The 18987-nt window shown below is 47.3% G+C and carries 18 protein-coding genes; 15 read left to right on the top strand and 3 right to left on the bottom strand.

Going from position 1 to position 18987, the window contains the following annotated elements:
* Positions 1–1524, bottom strand: a complete 1524-nt coding sequence (locus tag DF182_RS02400) for a sulfatase family protein (protein ID WP_245957354.1) — start codon at positions 1522–1524, stop codon at positions 1–3.
* Between the two features lie 170 nt (positions 1525–1694).
* Between DF182_RS02400 and DF182_RS02395 the strand changes: the two genes are divergently transcribed.
* Positions 1695–2132: a hypothetical protein gene (locus DF182_RS02395; RefSeq protein ID WP_113614082.1), complete on the top strand. Its 438-nt coding sequence runs from the start codon at positions 1695–1697 to the stop codon at positions 2130–2132.
* 8 nt (positions 2133–2140) lie between these two features.
* Positions 2141–2521, top strand: a complete 381-nt coding sequence (locus DF182_RS02390; protein ID WP_147243320.1) for a hypothetical protein — start codon at positions 2141–2143, stop codon at positions 2519–2521.
* A gap of 192 nt (positions 2522–2713) precedes the next feature.
* Here DF182_RS02390 and DF182_RS02385 read toward each other — a convergent pair whose 3' ends face one another.
* Positions 2714–3190: a group II truncated hemoglobin gene (locus DF182_RS02385; RefSeq protein WP_113614080.1), complete on the bottom strand. Its 477-nt coding sequence runs from the start codon at positions 3188–3190 to the stop codon at positions 2714–2716.
* Between the two features lie 23 nt (positions 3191–3213).
* A complete protein-coding gene (locus DF182_RS02380; protein ID WP_211327032.1) occupies positions 3214–3582 on the bottom strand; it encodes an antibiotic biosynthesis monooxygenase family protein in 369 nt (122 codons plus the stop codon).
* Positions 3583–3667: 85 nt separating this feature from the next.
* Here DF182_RS02380 and DF182_RS02375 point away from each other — a divergent pair, with 85 nt between their 5' ends.
* The 13 genes from DF182_RS02375 to DF182_RS02315 all read left to right on the top strand — a co-directional run bounded on the left by DF182_RS02375 (position 3668) and on the right by DF182_RS02315 (position 18940).
* Positions 3668–4033, top strand: a complete 366-nt coding sequence (locus tag DF182_RS02375; protein WP_113614079.1) for a winged helix-turn-helix transcriptional regulator — start codon at positions 3668–3670, stop codon at positions 4031–4033.
* 127 nt (positions 4034–4160) lie between these two features.
* Complete coding sequence (locus tag DF182_RS02370; protein WP_113614078.1) at positions 4161–4490, top strand: ArsR/SmtB family transcription factor; 330 nt, start codon at positions 4161–4163, stop codon at positions 4488–4490.
* 25 nt (positions 4491–4515) lie between these two features.
* Positions 4516–4947 (top strand): SRPBCC family protein, encoded by a 432-nt coding sequence (locus tag DF182_RS02365; protein WP_113614077.1) that lies wholly within the window; start codon positions 4516–4518, stop codon positions 4945–4947.
* Positions 4948–5156: 209 nt separating this feature from the next.
* On the top strand, positions 5157–5735 hold the full coding sequence (locus DF182_RS02360; protein ID WP_113614076.1) for a TlpA family protein disulfide reductase: 579 nt from the start codon (positions 5157–5159) through the stop codon (positions 5733–5735).
* Positions 5736–5830: 95 nt separating this feature from the next.
* The gene (locus tag DF182_RS02355; RefSeq protein WP_113614075.1) at positions 5831–6469 is read left to right on the top strand and encodes a GntR family transcriptional regulator; all 639 of its coding nucleotides are present in this window, start codon (positions 5831–5833) and stop codon (positions 6467–6469) included.
* A gap of 364 nt (positions 6470–6833) precedes the next feature.
* Positions 6834–9908 (top strand): SusC/RagA family TonB-linked outer membrane protein, encoded by a 3075-nt coding sequence (locus DF182_RS02350; protein WP_113614074.1) that lies wholly within the window; start codon positions 6834–6836, stop codon positions 9906–9908.
* Between the two features lie 18 nt (positions 9909–9926).
* Positions 9927–11393: a RagB/SusD family nutrient uptake outer membrane protein gene (locus DF182_RS02345; RefSeq protein WP_113614073.1), complete on the top strand. Its 1467-nt coding sequence runs from the start codon at positions 9927–9929 to the stop codon at positions 11391–11393.
* 34 nt (positions 11394–11427) lie between these two features.
* The gene (locus DF182_RS02340; RefSeq protein ID WP_113614072.1) at positions 11428–12678 is read left to right on the top strand and encodes a glycosyl hydrolase family 28-related protein; all 1251 of its coding nucleotides are present in this window, start codon (positions 11428–11430) and stop codon (positions 12676–12678) included.
* Between the two features lie 47 nt (positions 12679–12725).
* The gene (locus tag DF182_RS02335; protein WP_245957353.1) at positions 12726–14051 is read left to right on the top strand and encodes an aspartate aminotransferase family protein; all 1326 of its coding nucleotides are present in this window, start codon (positions 12726–12728) and stop codon (positions 14049–14051) included.
* Complete coding sequence (dgoD, locus tag DF182_RS02330; protein WP_113614071.1) at positions 14048–15226, top strand: galactonate dehydratase; 1179 nt, start codon at positions 14048–14050, stop codon at positions 15224–15226. Before DF182_RS02335 ends, dgoD begins: the two co-directional genes overlap by 4 nt.
* A gap of 10 nt (positions 15227–15236) precedes the next feature.
* Positions 15237–16001, top strand: a complete 765-nt coding sequence (locus DF182_RS02325) for an SDR family NAD(P)-dependent oxidoreductase (RefSeq protein WP_113616745.1) — start codon at positions 15237–15239, stop codon at positions 15999–16001.
* A 12-nt stretch (positions 16002–16013) separates the two neighbouring features.
* Positions 16014–17372: a neutral/alkaline non-lysosomal ceramidase N-terminal domain-containing protein gene (locus DF182_RS02320; RefSeq protein WP_113614070.1), complete on the top strand. Its 1359-nt coding sequence runs from the start codon at positions 16014–16016 to the stop codon at positions 17370–17372.
* Complete coding sequence (locus DF182_RS02315) at positions 17369–18940, top strand: SLC5 family protein (protein ID WP_113614069.1); 1572 nt, start codon at positions 17369–17371, stop codon at positions 18938–18940. Before DF182_RS02320 ends, DF182_RS02315 begins: the two co-directional genes overlap by 4 nt.
* The last annotated feature ends 47 nt before the right edge of the window (positions 18941–18987 follow it).

The raw sequence follows: 18987 nt of genomic DNA, 5'->3' as shown, positions 1-18987 counted from the left end.
TTAGCGGGATTCGAGTATTTTCAGCGCTTCCTCGTCTTTGTATTGCAGCATCAGTTTTTTTAGTGTTGCTTTCAGGTTGGCCGTAATTTGTTCGGTGCCTTTATTGCCATAGATATTATTCACCTGGTGCGGATCTTTTTTCAGGTCGTAGAGTTCCCAGGAATCACCAGCGCCATAGAAACGGATAAGCGTATACTGTTCGGTACGTACACCGAAATGGGGGTATACATGATGTGGTTCGGGAAACTCGTAGTAGTGATAATAAGCAGCCTTGCGCCAGGCGACTTTACCTGTATTGGGCTGCAGGAGCGGCAGGAAAGAGGTTCCTTGTATATCCGCAGGTACCTTAACGCCGGCGATCTGCAGGATGGTAGGTGCCCAGTCTATATTCAGCATCAGCTGGTTGACTGTACTACCGGGTTTGGTGACGCCAGGATATTTGATGATAAAGGGAGTGCGAAGGGACTCTTCATACATAAAACGTTTATCAAACCAACCGTGTTCTCCCATATAAAATCCCTGGTCAGAAGCATAAATAACGATCGTGTTGTCTGCCAGTCCGTTTCTATCGAGGTAGTCGAGCAGGGCGCCGATGTTGCGGTCCAGTGAACGGGCGGTAGAGAGGTAGTCTTTCAGGTAGCGCTGGTACTTCCATTCCACGAGTGCGTCGCCGCTGAGTTTTTTCTCATCGAACTCTTTGCTGATTTTATCTTCGTAGTAAGCCTGATATACCTTTTTTTGTTCCGGTGTAAAGCGGCCATAGATGCCCTTTTCGTAGTTGACATGTACTTTCAGATCTTCTTTCAGGCGCATGGTTTTGTCGATGGTCATGTCCTGATTCTGAGCAGCAGTTCTGTTTTTATAGTCATCCCGGAAAGTGGGAGGTAGCGGGAAGGTTTTGTTGTCATAGGCGCCGAGGTCCTGCAGATCGGGGAACCATTCGCGGTGAGTAGCTTTTTCACCTACCACCAGGAAGAAGGGTTTGGAGGTATCGCGGTGATTGAGCCAGTCAACTGAAAATTGTGTGATGATATTGGTGACATACCCTTCTACTTTTGTGGTGTCAGTAGGACTGATAAAATCAGGATTGTAGTATTGGCCCTGGTTGTTGAGGATACGCCAGAAGTCGAAGCCCTCAGGGAGATTCCCCAGATGCCATTTTCCTATCCATGCTGTTTGATATCCGTTTTGTTGCAACAGTTTAGGGAACAGCTGCTGTCCGACATTGAATTTTTTTTCATTAAGCGTGTAGCCGTTTACGTGACTGTATTTACCGGTCAGTAATGTGGCCCTGCTGGGGCCGCAGATAGAATTGGTGACCAGCGCATTTTTAAACAACGTGCCCTGGCGGGCGATACGATCGATGTTGGGCGTTTGCGCCAGTGTACTGCCATAAGCGCTGATAGCCTGATAGGCATGATCATCAGAGAAGATGAAGATGATGTTGGGCTGTTTTTTCTGTCCGAAGCTGGAGTTGGCAATAAAAGCCAGCAGCAGCCAGGAGAGGCGTTTCATTGTTTTCATACTGTTGTTGTCGAAATGATGGATTAGGACGTGGTGGGAGATAAAGATATTTATTATTTGTTATGGTAGGTAATATTATGATTTATTGATATTTTTGGAGGGTTGGACTTTCGTATTCCCTTTACCGTGAGTAATGTAGTGTTATTAATATTTTGCAATGTCAACTGAATATGGATTGGATTATTTCCAGGGAAGAGGCTATTGGGCGGCTTCGAAATACTAAATTAGATTTTCTGGTTTATGAAGACCTTATCAGCAGCAACGCTTTGTTTGATGCAATGTTGGGGCTCCGGTTTAAGAAGATCGAGCGAAAGGCGATAGAAGGATGGAACGCCAATAAAGACCTGACCCTACTGGATTTTGCTGACTTTTTCTTTCCGTCGGTAGGAGAGCGGGAAAGTATCTTATTAATTTCTGATGAAGGACATGTGAAGAAGTGGGTGTTTGCCCTGTCTATAAATGAGATGACCAGTTTTGCCAACTGGTACGAGGATTATTTCAACAGGGAGTTCTTTGAGTATGGTGATTATCTGGTTGTGTTTCCCTGTTTGAATATGATAAGGCATATAGACGATGAAGGGGGAATGAATGAATATATTGTTTATTAATGCATTCAATGGAAATAGAAAAAATTCTTCAAAGTAGCTTTACTCTTGAAAAGTTACGGTTAGACTTGTTTGGTTATTGTAATGATAGGGATTACACAATAAATAGTAACGGAGAATACTGTGTATCTATACCAAATATTGGTACTAATATTTATACGGAACAAATTTTAAGTCAAAAAGATGACATTCATGTTATTAAGTATATTGTGGACTATGATGTTATTGGAGGACTACATTATTATATAATAGTAGGGATTGGTAAATACGTTGAATATGATTCAGGTTTATTTACAGTAGATAAATGTTTAGTTGAATTAAGTTATAATGGTGATTTAACCTTCTATGATGCAGAATTGTATATAGAAGAGTTACATAGACAGCGTGAATGATTAACTGTCTTGTCCTGAAATGGATTTACATATTTGATGTAAATCTATTTCAGGACAAAACAGTTTTCTTCCAATTGTAACTGACCTGATTATGAAAGTTCTTATGGTATGTTTTCTTTAGAGAGAAAAAATAAAATGCAATAAATACTGTTCAGGGACTGATGTATATAAAGCATCAGCCCCTGAACAGTATTAAGGTATATACGGTCCACCTGTCTCACCCCAGCCCCATTTAGGCATGGGTTGTTCCTTATCCATATCCAACGTGTTTTCCCGGGAGTTGATCACAGCAATACGGGTACCCCATTCGATGTATCCTACAAACGCGGAGCGGAATTCCGGATCATCGGGCAGTTGCAGTTCATCTGCGGTTTCGAGGAGTAGTGTTATCCATCTTTTACGATGTTCTTCGGTGAGATGTTTGCCGAGATGTTTATGGACCATTTTAAAATGAGATCCTTCCTGTTCGCTGTAGGTCTTGGGGCCACCGAAGACTTCTGCGATGAAGTGAGCTACATGTTGCTGGTGTTCCGTGCTCATGTGTTTGAATACGGGCTCTAGTAAAGGATCTGCGAGTACTTTTTTATAAAAGGTATCTGTCAGTTTTTCAAATACCGGCATGCCGCCAGCCCATTCGTATAGTGTGGGTATTTTTTTGTCGTTTGTCATGTTTCTAAATTAGCGAAAAAAGGCTATTTTCTTACCCATTGGATAGGAGTAGGATCATAGTGTTTCATTTCTTCAATATTGTTGTAAAATGGTTTTACGAGGTTGAAGAAAGGCGGGAACTGCTGACTTTTACGGAATCCCTGCAGATGGTCTGTCTGTGAGGTCCAGTGGATGACTACGATATAGTGCTGTGGTTCTTCGTTGCCATGTAGTACCTGGTAACTTAAACAATACGGGGAGGCTTGCAGGTATTTACCGGCTTCAGCATAGGCTGCTTCAAAATGCGGACGGTCCTGTTCCGGGATGTTGTAGCGGATGATTTCCGTTGAGAAGGTGGTGGATGTGAATGGGTACATAATGAAAAGTGTGATAATGGTGACGAGTGTTTTCATATTTTTATGATGGATATTGACTATCACAAAGCTAAGTGGCTTTGTGGTGGTGATCAATAACTTACCAAAAAGTAGGATACCGGTTATGATAACCTTAAACGATAAAACATACACCTGTCCGGTAGATGTGACGCTGGGCTTTATCGGAGGCAAATGGAAACTGCTGATACTGGCGCATTTGCATCAGTTCGGACAGCGTAGTTATGTACAGTTACGGGAGAATCTGCCGGGTGTCTCTGAGAAAATGCTGAGCCAGCAATTAAAAGAGCTGGAGCAGGATTTTCTGATCACTAAAAATATTTTGTCTAAGAAGCCTTATCGGGTGGAATATGCGTTGTCGGAGGATGGTAAGTCTCTGGCGCCTTTGTATGAGTTTGTGAGTGACTGGGGTATTCGCTACCTGAAAAAACATGGCATCGATTATATCAAGGACCAACATCTTTACAAATAACTTAGCCCCCTCTCTTCTAAATACTTATCTATAGCGGTTTAAGAGGCATCCGGAAAATAAATTTTTCCGTAACCATTCGGTTACCTATATTTGTAACCGAACGATTACAGAATTTTAAAAGTTATTTATGCGCAGAGACGTTTTTCAGGCGATTGCTGACCCAACGCGGCGGGACATCATTCATTTGTTGGCCAACCAGTCGTTGAGTCTGAATATGGTGGCTGATCATTTTGATATCAGCAGGCCAGCTATATCCAAACATGTAAAAATACTGACAGAATGTGGCCTGATTATCATACAGCAGCAGGGAAGGGAGCGGTATTGCAAGGCTAACCTGCGTCAGCTGAAGCAAGTGTCTGAATGGGTGGAACATTACCGGAAGTTCTGGGATCGTAAACTGGATGCTCTGGAAGCATTTCTGGAAGAAGATAATCATAAGAAGAAAAAAAAGAAATAGTTCATCATCATTAAAAATCATTGTTATGAAAAACGAACCACTGATAGTAGAGCGTACCATTAATGCCCCGATGGGCAAAGTTTGGGAGGCACTGACAGTAAAAGAGAAAATGAGGGAATGGTATTTTGATGTGTCAGATTTTAAGCCGGAAGTTGGCTTTTCCTTCACTTTTGATTGTGAAGACGAAGGAATATTATATGTTCATCATTGCGAGGTAAAGGAAGTAGTGCCTGGCAGGAAACTATCGTACACCTGGAAGTATGAAAATTATGAAGGCGAATCACTGCTTACATTTGAACTGTCGCAGGAAGGAAACCAGACAAAACTGACATTAACCCACGCCGGATTGGAAACATTTCCACAGCACCTCAAGTCCTTCACCCGCGAAAGCTTCACTGGTGGCTGGGATCATATCATCAATATTTCATTGCCTAAATATCTCGGGCCCCAGGGCTAAAGCCCTGGGCTATATTGGATGATTAATGGAGCTTTATGCAACAGTTCATGTTTGTTTTAGGCAATTTTTTAGCACTTTTATACAAAAGGCTCTGTTTATGCATTTATAGCACTTTAAGTAAAACATCTGTATAACCATAACATGCCGTCTTTTAACAAAACAATTATAGCCCAGGGCTTCAGCCCTGGGATTTTTGTTATATTGAGCTTATGAGAGCTTATTTTTCGTTATCCAATATTTTATATGGCTTGTTGCTGGCGGGGGTGTTATCTGTGGCGTTGATCCCTGGTGGCAAGGTATGGTTTCTGCAGCAGTTGATGAAGATCGGGCTGTTTCAGCCTGGAGTGCCTGCTGATGGGCATGGTGATATGGCGCCGGAGATGCAGTTCCTGACGGCGGAAGGTTTGCCGGTGGTTTTGTCTGAGTTGAGAGGGAAGGTAGTGGTTATTAATTTCTGGGCTACGTGGTGTCCTCCCTGCAGGGCGGAGATGCCTTCGCTGGATGGTTTGTATCAGGAGCTGAAGAGTAGACCGGATATTGTTTTCCTGATGGTGGATGCGGATAGTAATGTGGAGAAGGCGAAGGGGTTTATGAAGGAGCATGGTTATCAGCTGCCGGTGGCGCTGATGGCCGGTGAGGTGCCTGACAAGGTATATTCCGGTACGCTGCCTACTACGCTGGTGATTGATAAGGCGGGTCGTATCGTTTTCCGGGAGACAGGGGCTGCTGACTATAGCAGCCGGAAGTTCCGGGATTTTGTGGGGCAGTTACTGGAGGCAAAGCAGTAGTTTTCTGTAAATTTTAGGAATGTTGACCGCCAAAACTGGATCGCTATTCTAAAATTGTTTACTTTTGAATAAATATTTCGTTTACATTATTTACTATGAAAACAGATTCGTTAGCTAATAAAGTATATGTAGAACTGCGTCGCAAGATACTGTCCAACCAGCTGGTGCCGGGCATGCGTCTGAAGGAAGATGTGTGGGCTAAAAAGACCGAAGTAAGCCGTATGGCTGTGCGGGAAGCGCTGACGCGCCTGCTGGGGGAGAACCTGGTGGTATTTGGTGAAAAGGGTGGATACTTCGTGAAATCCATGACTGCAGAGGATATACACCAGGTGAGGGAGTTGCGGGAGCTGCTGGAGCTGGGCGCTATCCGCTTGGCTATTCAGAAAGCAGACAAAGAAGATATTGCTGCATTGGAGAAGATTTGTGATGACTTTACCAATATGGTAAAGAGTGGTTATCTGGGCGGTGCCTGTGAGGCGGATATGAAATTTCATGAAACGCTGGTGGCCATGGCTGGCAATGCCAAGCTGATGGAGATATACCAATCCAGTAATATACCCCTGTTCCATATGAAGCTGGGTAAGATGTTGGTGCAGATGGATGACTATGAACAAACCGATGAAGAACACCGGGCTATCCTGCATGCACTGAAAAATAAAGACGTAAAAAAGGCGGAAGAAGCGCTGGTAAAGCATCTGCTGCGTGGTGAAGTAACTACCCTGGAGGTAGAGTAACCCCTTTTCTGTATCACTAAAACTGTACTTTTCTCCCTTCTGATAATTTCCTTCAAATATTTTTTTGTTTACAAAATTTGAATATATTTGTAAACAAAGTGGCGAACAACTGACCATTCCTGGTTGGTACTAAAGCTAACGTTATGTGAAACTTACGGGCGGTGCCGAAGCATCGTGTAGTCGTGCCCGTATCATCCACCTGTAATGCCGACATGTATTCTTGCCACATAAGAACACAGTGAACGGTTCAATAAAACGCGAATTAATTTATTCAACCATCATGAAGGATGGTATGTCAACTGGTGCATTGATGTAGCAATGCGCACGGGCACATTTTATCTAACCATTTTATCTAACCAGAATTATGAAAGGAAAACACCTTTACCTATTTGCAACCCTGCTGGCGATCCTCGCAGGTATTTGCAAGTCACAAAAGCTGATAGCGCAGGAGGTCAGGGAGATAAAGGGTACTGTCCTCGACAGCGCCACCCAGATGGCCCTTCCCGGTGTAAGCGTCTTCATCAAAGGCACTAAAACCGGCGTTTCCACTACCGCAGAAGGCCATTTCACCATCCGCGCCAGCAGTGCAGACGTACTTTCCTTCTCTTATCTGGGTTATGATAAAAAAGAAACAGCCATAGGCAACCGCAATAATGTTTACATCTCTCTGCCACAAAGTAAAACCACCCTTAATGAAACCGTAGTGATTGGTTATGGCGCCGTGAAAAAAAGCTCCGTGACCGCAGCTGTTGCGAAAGTAGAAAATAAAATACTCGACCAGGTACCCGCCGGCAGGCCGGAAGCAGCCCTGGTTGGACGTATGGCCGGAGTTAATATATCCCAGTCCAGAGGCCAGGCCGGTTCAGCACCCACTATCCGTATTCGCGGTATAGGCTCCATCAGCGCCGGCAACGATCCCCTCATCGTCATCGATGGTATCCCCGGCGGCAACCTGGGCATGATCAATATGAACGATGTACAGTCCGTAGAAGTGCTGAAAGACGCGTCTTCTGCCGCTATATACGGTTCCCGTGCAGCCGGTGGCGTTATACTCGTGACCATGAAAAAAGGCGTGGCAGGCAAACCCAAATTCAACTTCAACGGATATGCCGGTCTGGGTAAAGCGATCGTGCATCACGACTGGATCACCGGTGATGAATACTATCAATATGCTACCAAATACCAGAACAGGGAATACGCCTGGGTAGGCGGCGAGGTAACACTGCCTGTATGGGGCGATGGCAGAAGGCCTGCAGCCTATCAGGTAAGTGATGTACTTAAAACAGGCCATGTGGTATGGCAGGATGCCGTGATGAGAACAGCTCCCATTCAGAGTTACAATATCTCCGCCAGCGGCGGTACCGATAAAGCCACTTATTATGTGGCAGCTACCTATAAAGACGAACAAGGTACCATGGTCAATACCTGGTTCAAAACCTACGGCCTGAGAGCCAATGTGGACGTACAGGCCAGCAAAGCTGTCAGCGTGGGTTTTATGCTCAATCCTTCCTATTCCAAACGCCGGTATAATCCTTCTGAAATTCCTAACTATTCCAAATACCCTTCCTTTGCAGAGGTACAGCGGCCCAATGGTACCTATCCCAATGCCCGTGATTACTGGGGCGCCGTTGTAACAGGACAGGTAAATCCAATGGCCACCCTTCAGGGCTCTGAATATTATGGCAGCAGTTTCAGTAATATCGGTGAAGCCTATCTGAAACTACACCTGGCCAAAGGATTGTCCTTCCGCTCTTCTGTAGGTACTACCATGGACTTCAGCAACCGCGACGAATTCCAGGCTTCCTGGGCCACCAGTGCCGCTAAAAACTCCGGCACTGACATCACCAGCAACAACATCAATGTGCTCAATGAAAACGTACTGAGCTACAATACCACCTTCAAAGGCGGCCACGATCTCTCCGCTATTGCCGGTGCTTCCTATCAGCGAAACGACAGCAAGTCCGTCAACCTATATGCAGTAGCAGGTAGCTATAATAACGATATCGTACATACGATGGGCAACGCCACCCTGGCACCCAACAGCAATACCGTCAAAAGTAAGTGGGGACTCATTTCCTATTTCACCCGGGTAAACTATGGTTATAAAGACAAATACCTGCTGTCTGCCTCCATCCGTACAGATGCCAGCTCCCGCTTCGGACCCGATAACAGATGGGGTTACTTCCCTTCTGTATCTGCCGCCTGGCGCGTAAAACAGGAAAGTTTCCTGAAAGACTTCAAACCTGTTAGTGACCTGAAAGTAAGGGTCAGCTATGGCGTGACCGGAAACTTTAATATTGGCGACTTCCAGTATCTGGGCCTGATGGGCAATACATTCTATTCTCCGGGTAATATCGTCACCAAAGGTCAGGCGCCTGTTAGTTATGGCAACAGTATGCTGGGATGGGAAAAAACGAAAGGCATAGACCTCGGTGCTGAACTGTCTGTGCTGGACAATCGTATAAGCGTGGTGTTTGATTATTACGATAAACGTACCAACGATCTGCTGTACAGTATGCCAGTGCCGGCCACTACCGGTTTTAGCACCACCATGACCAATATCGGGCAGATACGCAACAGAGGAATAGAGTTTGAAGTGAATACCCGAAATATCGTGGGTAAGTTCAACTGGCAAACCTCTTTCAACTTCTCCCAAAATAAAAATACCGTGGAAGACCTGGGTGGTGTAAACAATGTGATCATCGCAGATCCTTCATCCAATATGAACTGGATACTCAGAGTAGGAGAGCCGATGTTCTCTTATTATGGTTATAAGATTACGGGTGTTTATCAGGATGCTGCTGATATCGCCGCCAATCCCGGTATTGCAGGCACCAGACCCGGCAATCCTAAATTTGAAGATAAAGACGGTAATAAAAAAATTGATGCCAATGATAAACAGGTCCTGGGCAATTTCCAGCCCAAGGCTATTCTTGGAATGGTGAACAATTTCTCCTACAACAATTTCGACCTGAGCATTGCCATGCAGGCTTCGCTGGGTGCGAAAATGTACAACTACGAAAATCAGTTCTACCAGGGTGCGCTGCTGGGCGCTATGCGCCGGTCCCTGGTAGAAAACCAGTGGTGGTCTGCCGCCGATCCGGGTAATGGCAAAGTGCCCGCCAGCGCGCTCAACACATTGGGATTCCAGACAATGTCTGACGCTTATATAGAAGATGCCTCCTTTCTCGCCATTCGTAATGTGAACCTGGGGTATACCCTGCCGGAATCCCTTATCCGCAGGCTGCGGGTAACCAACTTCAGGGTTTATCTGTCTGCCAGCAACCTATTCATCTTCACCAAAAAAGAATTCCATGGGTATAACCCGGAAGGACATACGAAAGGTGAGGTGAACGGTGTTGCCAGCATGCCCGGCGCCAACTACGGAGCAGAGCCTATCAGTCGCATCTACGCGCTGGGATTCAATTTTAACTTCTAATCAGCAAAAGCGTTTTCCATGAAAAAAAATAAAATCTATATACCGCTCCTGCTCCTGTCGCTCGCCGGCAGTAGTTGTACTAACAGTCTGCTGAACATGACACCCGATTCTTCCCTGACCACCACCAACTTTTATAAAACGGCCAATGATATGGACCAGGCGGTGATCGGCATCTACAGCAGCATGCAGGACCGCAAGCCCAAAGATTATATCCTGATGGAAATGCCCGGCGATAACCTGTATATGGGTACCGCTATGCCTGGTGTCAATGATCTGGACTACCTGACTGTAAACGCCGAAAATACAGCGGTGGCAGACTTCTGGGAAAAATCCTACTATGGTATCGGAAGAGCCAATGCTGTGCTGGAGAATATCGACAGGCCTATAGATTATGCTGCAGGTAAGAAAGAACAGTTTACCGGGGAAGCAAAATTTATGCGCGCGCTCTTTTATTTTGATCTGGTAAGATTATATGGAGGTGTGCCGCTGGTAACGAAAACACCTTCTATCAGCGAAGCTAAAAATATGCCCCGCGAATCAGCCGACAGGATCTATAATATGATTATCAGCGATCTGAAAGAAGCCATCGATCTGCTGCCGGCGCCAGCCACGGCTATACGCGGCCGCGCCAGCAAAGGCGCTGCCACCGGCCTGCTCGGAAAAGTTTACATATATCGTAAAGATTGGACCAACGCTAAAACCTATCTGGAGAAAACCATCCGGGATTTTAACTACCAGCTGGAACCTAACTTCGCCACACTCTGGAGCCTGGCTACAGAAGATAACAAGGAGATCATACTGGCGATTAAATATACAGACGGCTCCAACGGACATTCGCTGGGCATTGACTTTGCACCTATCGGAGGCCTGGCTGGTATTGTGGGCTCCGGCAACCAATACGCATTCCCTTCCTGGAGCCTCAATAAAAAATATGTAACTGGCGATACCCGTAAAGCATCTACTATTTCAGACTATGTGGTGAAGGCTACTTCTCCCAACGATCCCCCGGCATGGGGCCCTTACGTGAAAAAATACGCTACGAAATTTACGGGTTCTACTTCCGGACAAGACCTGCCGGTATTGCGGCTGGCAGATGTAGTGTTGTTGTATGCGGAAGCATTATACAACACCGGTGATAAAGGCAATGCCTTATTACAGCTCAATGCTATTCGGGAACGCGCTTTTGGAGATGTTTCCCATGATTACACTGCGGCAGATATCGCCAGTGCTGATAGTTTCCTCGATCTGTTGTTGCAGGAAAGACAACTGGAACTGGCCTACGAAAATGAACGCTGGACAGATCTCGTACGTACCGGCAGATTCATGACGGTCATGACCAGCGAAGAAAGAGATTACAATCCGGCTACCAGTACCGCTACTAAAGTAACACTGTCTCCCAAGGCTACCATGGCGGTTTTTCCGATACCGCAACGACAGATCGATCAATATACGCCTGGAGTACTCAAACAAAATGAAGGATACTAAATCATAAACCAATTATATACTTTAAGCACACGGGATGTTATACCGCATAAGCATAGTTAAACGGATTATCTTCAGTGGCCTCCTTGTCGTGGGCTGTATGACATCCCATGCGCAGCATGCCACAGATGTGCGTGCCTGTGGTGCCCTGGCGGACGGAAAAACAGATGATAGCAAGGCTTTTCAGAAAGCAATCAAACAAGCTGCAAAGACCGGTACACGAAAAATATTTGTTCCAAAGGGGCACTATCTTATTACACAATCTATCAAACTACCATCCCGTTTTACGCTGGAAGCCAGCCCGGATGCATATATAGAACTGAAGCCCTCCGCTAATACCTATCTTCTGCAAAACGAAGACCTGACTAACGGAAACGAATATATTACCGTAAAGGGTGGAAAATGGAATGGCAACGGCTGGAGCCAGACACGTACCATTCGTAGTACAGTAGACAGTTCTGCCTTTTGTTTTGGTATGTTTTTCTACAAGGTGAAAAACCTGGAAGTGGCGGGTCTGCAGATAGATAGTACCCGCAGCTGGGGTATTGCTTATATGGAATGTGACACTGTACATATTCACGATATTCACTTTCAGCAAAACCCTTTTAAAGATGCACAACAAACCAGCGCGCTGATGCAGAATGGTGATGGTGTGACCGGAGGAGGCAATCATGTCCTGATAGAAAATATCGCTGGTTTTACTAATGATGATCTGGTCGCTTTTGCCGCTGGTGGCGCTTCTTTCCAGGGAAGGATGTCTCCGTTTCCGGCTTGTGATTATCAAGACATCACAGTCCGTAATATTACCCCGCAAAATATCTATGATTCCATTCCTGCACTGAAAGCGGTGGCTTTTTACACGTTTGAAGGCAGGAAGGTGAGTGATATCCATATCGAACAGGTGCATGGTAATACGGCCATGGCTTCTGTACTGTTTTACAGTCTTTTCGATAAAACAGGTTATTTCTCCAATGTGAAAATATGGGATGTGTCGGGAACAAATGTTTATGCCCGTTCCTCCCATCCGGGGCTGGCTTCGGTATACGGCGTTATTAGTGTGAAGTGCTCAGTGATAGACCGGCTGGATATCAGTCGTGTGCGCAGGGAGGAACGTCGTTACGCCAATCCGCAGTTTTTATTTGACGAACGCACAGTCATCGATTCGCTCAACATAAACCAGGTAGACATCCACTATCAGCACATACAGGGCGACCTGCTGATGAAATCTTCCGGCGCCGTTATTAAAAACAGCCGCATCAATGGGGTGTCCATCAGCAATGTGGAATAGGTGAGGTGGAGACAGGTTTTTTAACTCAAAATTTTAACAACATCGCTATGATGAACGCATGGCCCAAATCATCCTCGCTTTTAAAAAGCAATGAACAATGGATACCCGGTGGCGTGGTATCGCTCAACCGGAAATCAGACCCCAATATCTGTTTCGTTAGCGGACAGGGTAGCCGTGTCCGTGACCTGGAAGGAAATGAATACATCGACTACCAGGCCGGCTTTGCGGCCTCTTTCCTGGGGCATAATGACCCTGATGTAAACAAGGCGGTGCGTGCCGCGCTGGACAATGAAACGCTGTTGATGGGTGCGGGGCCTACCAACCTTGAAGGGGAGTTTGCCCGATTGTTTTGTGAAAGTGTGCCTTCGGCAGAAAGTATAGAGATCACCACCACCGGATCAGAAGCTACCTATCATGCTATTCGTATAGCCCGTGCCGTTACTGGTAAAGAACATATTATCGTGATGCAGGGCGGATATAACGGCTGGCATAACGATGTGGCCTGTAATGTGATCAGCAGTCTGGCAGATATAGGAGAAAGGGTGAGTCCGGGTGAATATCCGTTTGATTCCCTTTCTGCGGGTATTCCGGAAGGACATTCTTCTCTGGTGCATGTGATCAACTATAACGATATTGACTCTGTAACGTATATCCTGCAACGTTATCCGGTGGCGGGCATACTGCTGGAGCCTATCCTGCAGAACATCGGTGTGGTGAAGCCTCAGCCGGGCTATCTGGAGGCATTACGCCGACTGGCCGATGAACATGGTTTTCTGCTGATATTCGACGAAGTGAAAACAGGCTTCCGTCATGCGCTGGGTGGTTATCAGCAGTTGTGCGGTGTTACGCCTGACCTCAGCACTTTCGGTAAAGCTGTTGCCAATGGTTATCCGGTGGGCGTTATCGCCGGAAAGAAAAAATACATGGACTATTTCATCCATCCTGATAAAAACAAAAAAGTGCTCATCGCAGGAACTTTCAATGCGCATCCGCTGACCACGGCGGCAGCTATCGCCACTGTACGAAAGCTGGCTGCTCCTGAGTTTGGTGTATACGACCATGTCAACGCGCTGGGACAGTTGCTGGAAAACGGCCTGCAGGACATCTTCCGGACTACAGGCCGTCCTTTTCAGATTGCGCGCCAGGGTTCCGCTTTTTGTGTGTATTTTATGGACCATATGCCAGTAGATTATCACGACATATTGAAGCATCATGATTTTGCGTTTGATAAAGCATACAGGCTGAAACTGATCGAAAAAGGGATCTTTAACTTCCCCTTACCGATCAAACAAGGCAGTATCTCCTATGCGCATACGACACAGGACATCGAAGAAACACTGGAAAAAACCCAATCAATATTAGCAGCGCTATGAAGATAACGGCGATAGAAACACAGGTTTGCCACGCGCGGATGCGTAACTGGATCTTTATTAAAATTGTGACAGACCAGCCCGGACTGTGGGGCTGGGGAGAAGCCACACTGGAATGGCATACCAGAGCAGTAGTAGGTGCGGTGGAAGATATCAGCCAGCTGCTGATAGGAGAAGATCCACGCCGTATTGAATATCTCTGGCAGATGATGTACCGTCAGCATTTCTGGCATGGCAACGGCATTGTAAGGGGCACGGCTATCAGCGGTATCGACATCGCGTTATGGGATATCCTCGGCAAAATACATGGTGTACCTTGTCATGAGCTGTGGGGTGGAAGAGTAAGGGATTACATCCGCCTGTACTGTCATCTGGGTGGTGGTAAGATGGAAGATTTTTATGAGACGAGGCCGGATGATGCAGCCCGTTTTGGGGAGCTGGCGCAACGTGCCGTGGAAGAAGGGTTTACCGCCTTTAAATCCATGGCCGTGCCGGAAACAATGCCATTGGAAGGGTTACGTCCCATTCGTTATGCGGAAGCCTGTGTAAAGGCCATGCGTGATGCTGTAGGAGAAGATATTGATATCATGGTGGACTGCCATGCACGCCCTAGTCCGTTGATGGGGCTGCAGTTTGCAAAGGCGCTCGAGCCATACGGACTTTATTTCTTTGAAGAGCCTTGCTGGCCGGAAGCGATGGATGATATTGCCCGCATACAACATGCGGTGAAAACGCCGATTGCCAGCGGTGAAAGGCTGGTGGGCGTACATGCTTTCCGCGATATGCTGGAGAAGCGCGCGGTGAGTGTTATACAGCCGGATATCACCCATTGCGGCGGATTAAGTGAAGTAAGACGTATTGCTGCGCTGGCAGAAGCTTACCGTGTGGCTGTAGCGCCACATAATCCGCAGGGACCGGTGAGTACAGCTGCTTCCATTGAACTGGGCTTTGCCACACCATCTTACAGTATTTGTGAAAGTGTGCACAATGATGTGCCCTGGCGCGAAGAAGTAGTGAGCGAAGGGTTTACGGTAGAGAAAAAGGGAAGGATTGTGAAACCCAATGCCCGTCCGGGTTTGGGAATAGAAATCAATGAAGCGGTGGTGAAAAAACATCCTTTTCAGCAGGAAGTATTACAGCGTACTTTTTATAAAGACGGCAGTGTAGGTGACTGGTAAAATAATGGGTATGAAAAAATTATTGAAAGAAAAAACAGTCCTGATCAGTGGCGCCCTGGGCGACATTGGCAGGGCTGTGGCCATTGCGTTTGCGGAGCAGGGCGCAGGTGTTGCATTGGGAGATATTCAGCCCGCAGAGAAGGCAGAGCCTCTGCTGAATGAACTGAAGGCTATCGGTGTGCCTTGTCATTATACACAGGTAGATGTGTCTGATGCAGCGGCGGTAGACAGTTGGTTACAGGCTGCTGAAGCAGCTCTGGGGCTGGTGAGCATGGTGGTGGCCAATGCGGCTACTGTCACTATTGCCGGTCTTTACCAGATTACAGCGGAGCAATGGAGTAAAGAGCTGCGGGTAAACCTGGATGGTGCTTTTCATATAGCCCGTGCCGTTACCAGTCGGTTGCTGGAAAAGGCTGCCATGGGGAGTGTGGTGTTTGTGGGCAGTTGGGCTGCTGAAGCGGTGCACAGTCATATTCCGGCCTATTCGGTATCCAAGGCTGGTTTGCGGATGTTGTCGAAATGTATGGCACTGGAACTGGCTCCGCATGGTATTATGGTCAACGAGATCGCGCCGGGTTATGTAGATGCCGGACTTAGTCGGACGGTATGGGAACAAGCACCGGAGCAGAAAGAGCTGGCTCGTCTCAGAACACCGGTACGGCAGCTGATTACGCCGCAGCAGGTGGCCCGGGAGGTAGTACGGTTGTGTGATCCGGAAAACAGACATATCACCGGCAGCGTATTGCTGATGGATGGCGGATTGTCTTTGTTGTAACAAAATTGAAACATGACGAACTATCACGGAATAATAGGCCTATCCAGGGAAGACATTACGCCGCCGGTGGGCATCTTTGCACGCAATTGGGGAGCTGCCACCCATGATGTGGCGGCAGGTGTTCATATGCCGTTGACCCTCACCTGTATCACTTTTCAAACCGATAAGAACGTACAGCCGTTAGTGTTAGTATCTGCTGACCTGGGCTGGTGGAAAAGTGCTGCCGATGAAAAAACACTGCGGCAGGGCATATTACAGGCCTTGTCCCTGCCGGAAGAACGCCTGATGTTTTGTTTGACTCATACCCACGCGGGCCCCAGTACTTTCAGTGAAGATGCGGGCAAACCCGGTGGTCAATATATCATTCCATATCTTCAGCAGTTGCAGGAGAAGGCTGTCAGCTGTATCCGCCGCGCACTGGCAGATGCACAGCCGGCAACGCTCACCTGGCAATATGGGAGCTGTAACCTGGCCGTGAACCGCGATTTCCCAGAGCCTGGCGGTGATCGCCTGGTAGTAGGGTACAACCCTGCTGTCAGCGCTGATGATACGGTGCTGGTAGGCCGTATTACAGACAACGCCGGTAAGGTGACCGGCACTATTGTAAACTATGCCTGTCATCCTACCACGCTGGCCTGGGAAAACCAGCTGCTGTCGCCCGACTATATTGGTGGAATGCGTACCGTAGTGGAAGCTGCTACTGCGGCTCCCTGCCTCTTTTTGCAGGGCGCTTCCGGTGAGTTATCGCCTGCAGAACAATACAGTGGTGATACTTCGCTGGCCGATGGTTATGGCCGTCAGCTGGGTTATGCTGTGCTCTCTGTACTGGAAGGGATGCTGCCACCGGATACTACGCTTACTTTTACCGGCGTGGTGGAATCCGGTGCTTCGCTGGGTATCTGGAAAAAAACACCCGCCCCGGCGACTACCACGCTGCTGGCTGAAATGACGCTGGTGGAAATGCCGCTGAAACCGATGCCTTCACTGGCGGAGATAGAAGCTGCATGGGCCACCTGTGAACATCATGTGATCAAAGAACGGCTGTGGCGTCAGCGAGGTATCCGTAAGACTGTAGGCGAAGGCACTGTGGCAAAAATGCCGCTATGGATATGGAGGCTGGGAAATACGATACTCGCCGGACAGCCCAACGAGGCCTATTCTTTGCTTCAGCAGGAACTACGGCAACAGCTGGCTCCGGCAACTGTGGCCGTTATGAATATTGTAAACGGTTATGCTGGTTATCTGCCACCTTCAGCATCGTTTAGCCATCACAGTTATACTGTATGGCAAACACCCTTTCAGCAAGGTTCGCTGGAACAATTGATCCACACTGCCATCACTATTTCACAACGAATGATCCAATCCGCATGAACCTTAACCTGACCTTACTCGATGCCATCATCTTTGGAGTGTATATATTGGGCGTAATTGGCCTGGGCATCTATGCCTCCCGCAAAGGCCAGCAAACAAAAAGGGATTATTTTCTGGCCGGTGATAAACTGCCCTGGTGGATGATCGGTGGCAGCATCATTGCTGCCAACATCAGCAGCCATCATCTGGTAGGGGCCATGGGCGTAGCCTATAGCCGCGGTTTTGTGGCTATTGCCATGGAATGGGGCGCCATCCTCATGGGCTTCAATGCCTTGTTATGGATCTTCCTTCCATTTTATATCCGCAACGGATTTTATACAGTACCTGAATTTCTGGAGAAACGTTTTGGAACGGCTGCAAGAACTACTTACGCCAGTCTGATCCTGCTTACTTATGTGCTCGTAGAAATAAGTGCAGTATTATATCTGGGCGCGTTGTCATTACATTCTCTATTAGGTATTTCAGTGATGACCAGCGTGGTGATATTGGCGTTGATCACCGGTGTTTATACGATTGCCGGCGGTCTGCGGGCGGTGATATACACAGAGATGCTGCAGTTGATTGTACTGGTGATGGGGGGTATTGCACTCACTATTGCAACCGTCAACGCTGCAGGAGGTGTATCGGCCATTACAGATACCGTAAAGGATTGGGACCTCATTCTACCTGCCAACGATCCCGATTTTCCCTGGACCATGTATCTGGGGGGTGTATTGTGTATCAGTGTATTTTACTGTGCCACCAATCAGTTTATCGTACAACGGGTGCTGGCCGCCAAAAACGAATGGCATGCGCGCATGGGCGTGGTCTTTGGCGACTACCTCAAATTCCTGATTCCTGTTATCATTACCGTGCCGGCACTAGTGGCACCTAAACTATTTCCTCATCTTGAAAAACCTGATCTGCTGTTCCCCACACTGGTAGAGAAACTGTTGCCCACCGGCCTGGTAGGCTTGGTGATGGCCGGTTTGATAGCTGCCGTGATGTCACATCTTTCGGGAGCGATCAACTCCTGTACAACGATTCTTACCGTAGATATTTATCTTCCCTATTTCCGTAAAAAGGCTACGGAAGCAGAAGCGGTGCGCTTCGGCAGATGGGCCGGTGCTGTCATCATTGTGATCGGCATCTTATGCACAGGGTTGTTTCTGACACAATCCAAAAAACCGGTCTTCCTGTATCTGATGAATGCTTATGGTTTGTTTACGCCTGGTATTGCAGCCATGTTTCTGTTGGGTATTCTGTGGAAACGTACTACGCATGCAGGTGCGCTGGCAGCTGGCTTACTCACAATCCCGTTGTCTATCGCCATGGAAATCATCTATCCGGCTATGCCTTTCTTTAACCGTACCGGCATCGTTTTCTGGAGTTGTATGCTGGTATGCGCCGGCGTGAGTCTGCTCACCAAACCTGTGCCTGAAGCCCGTCTGGAAGGACTTATCTGGAACCGCGAAAGTTTAAAACTGCCGCCGGACCTGCTGCGTCAATCCCGTGGCTGGCGTAATCCAACACTCTGGTGGGGATTTATAACAGCGCTGGTGTTGTACTTCTATATCCGTTATGCGTAACTGTGATTGATATGATTTTACTGATTCTCCTGATAAGCAGATATAAG

This window comes from Chitinophaga flava, from assembly GCF_003308995.1.
In the GTDB taxonomy this organism is placed as follows: domain Bacteria; phylum Bacteroidota; class Bacteroidia; order Chitinophagales; family Chitinophagaceae; genus Chitinophaga; species Chitinophaga flava.
This window is presented reverse-complemented; position numbering and strand designations above follow the sequence as displayed.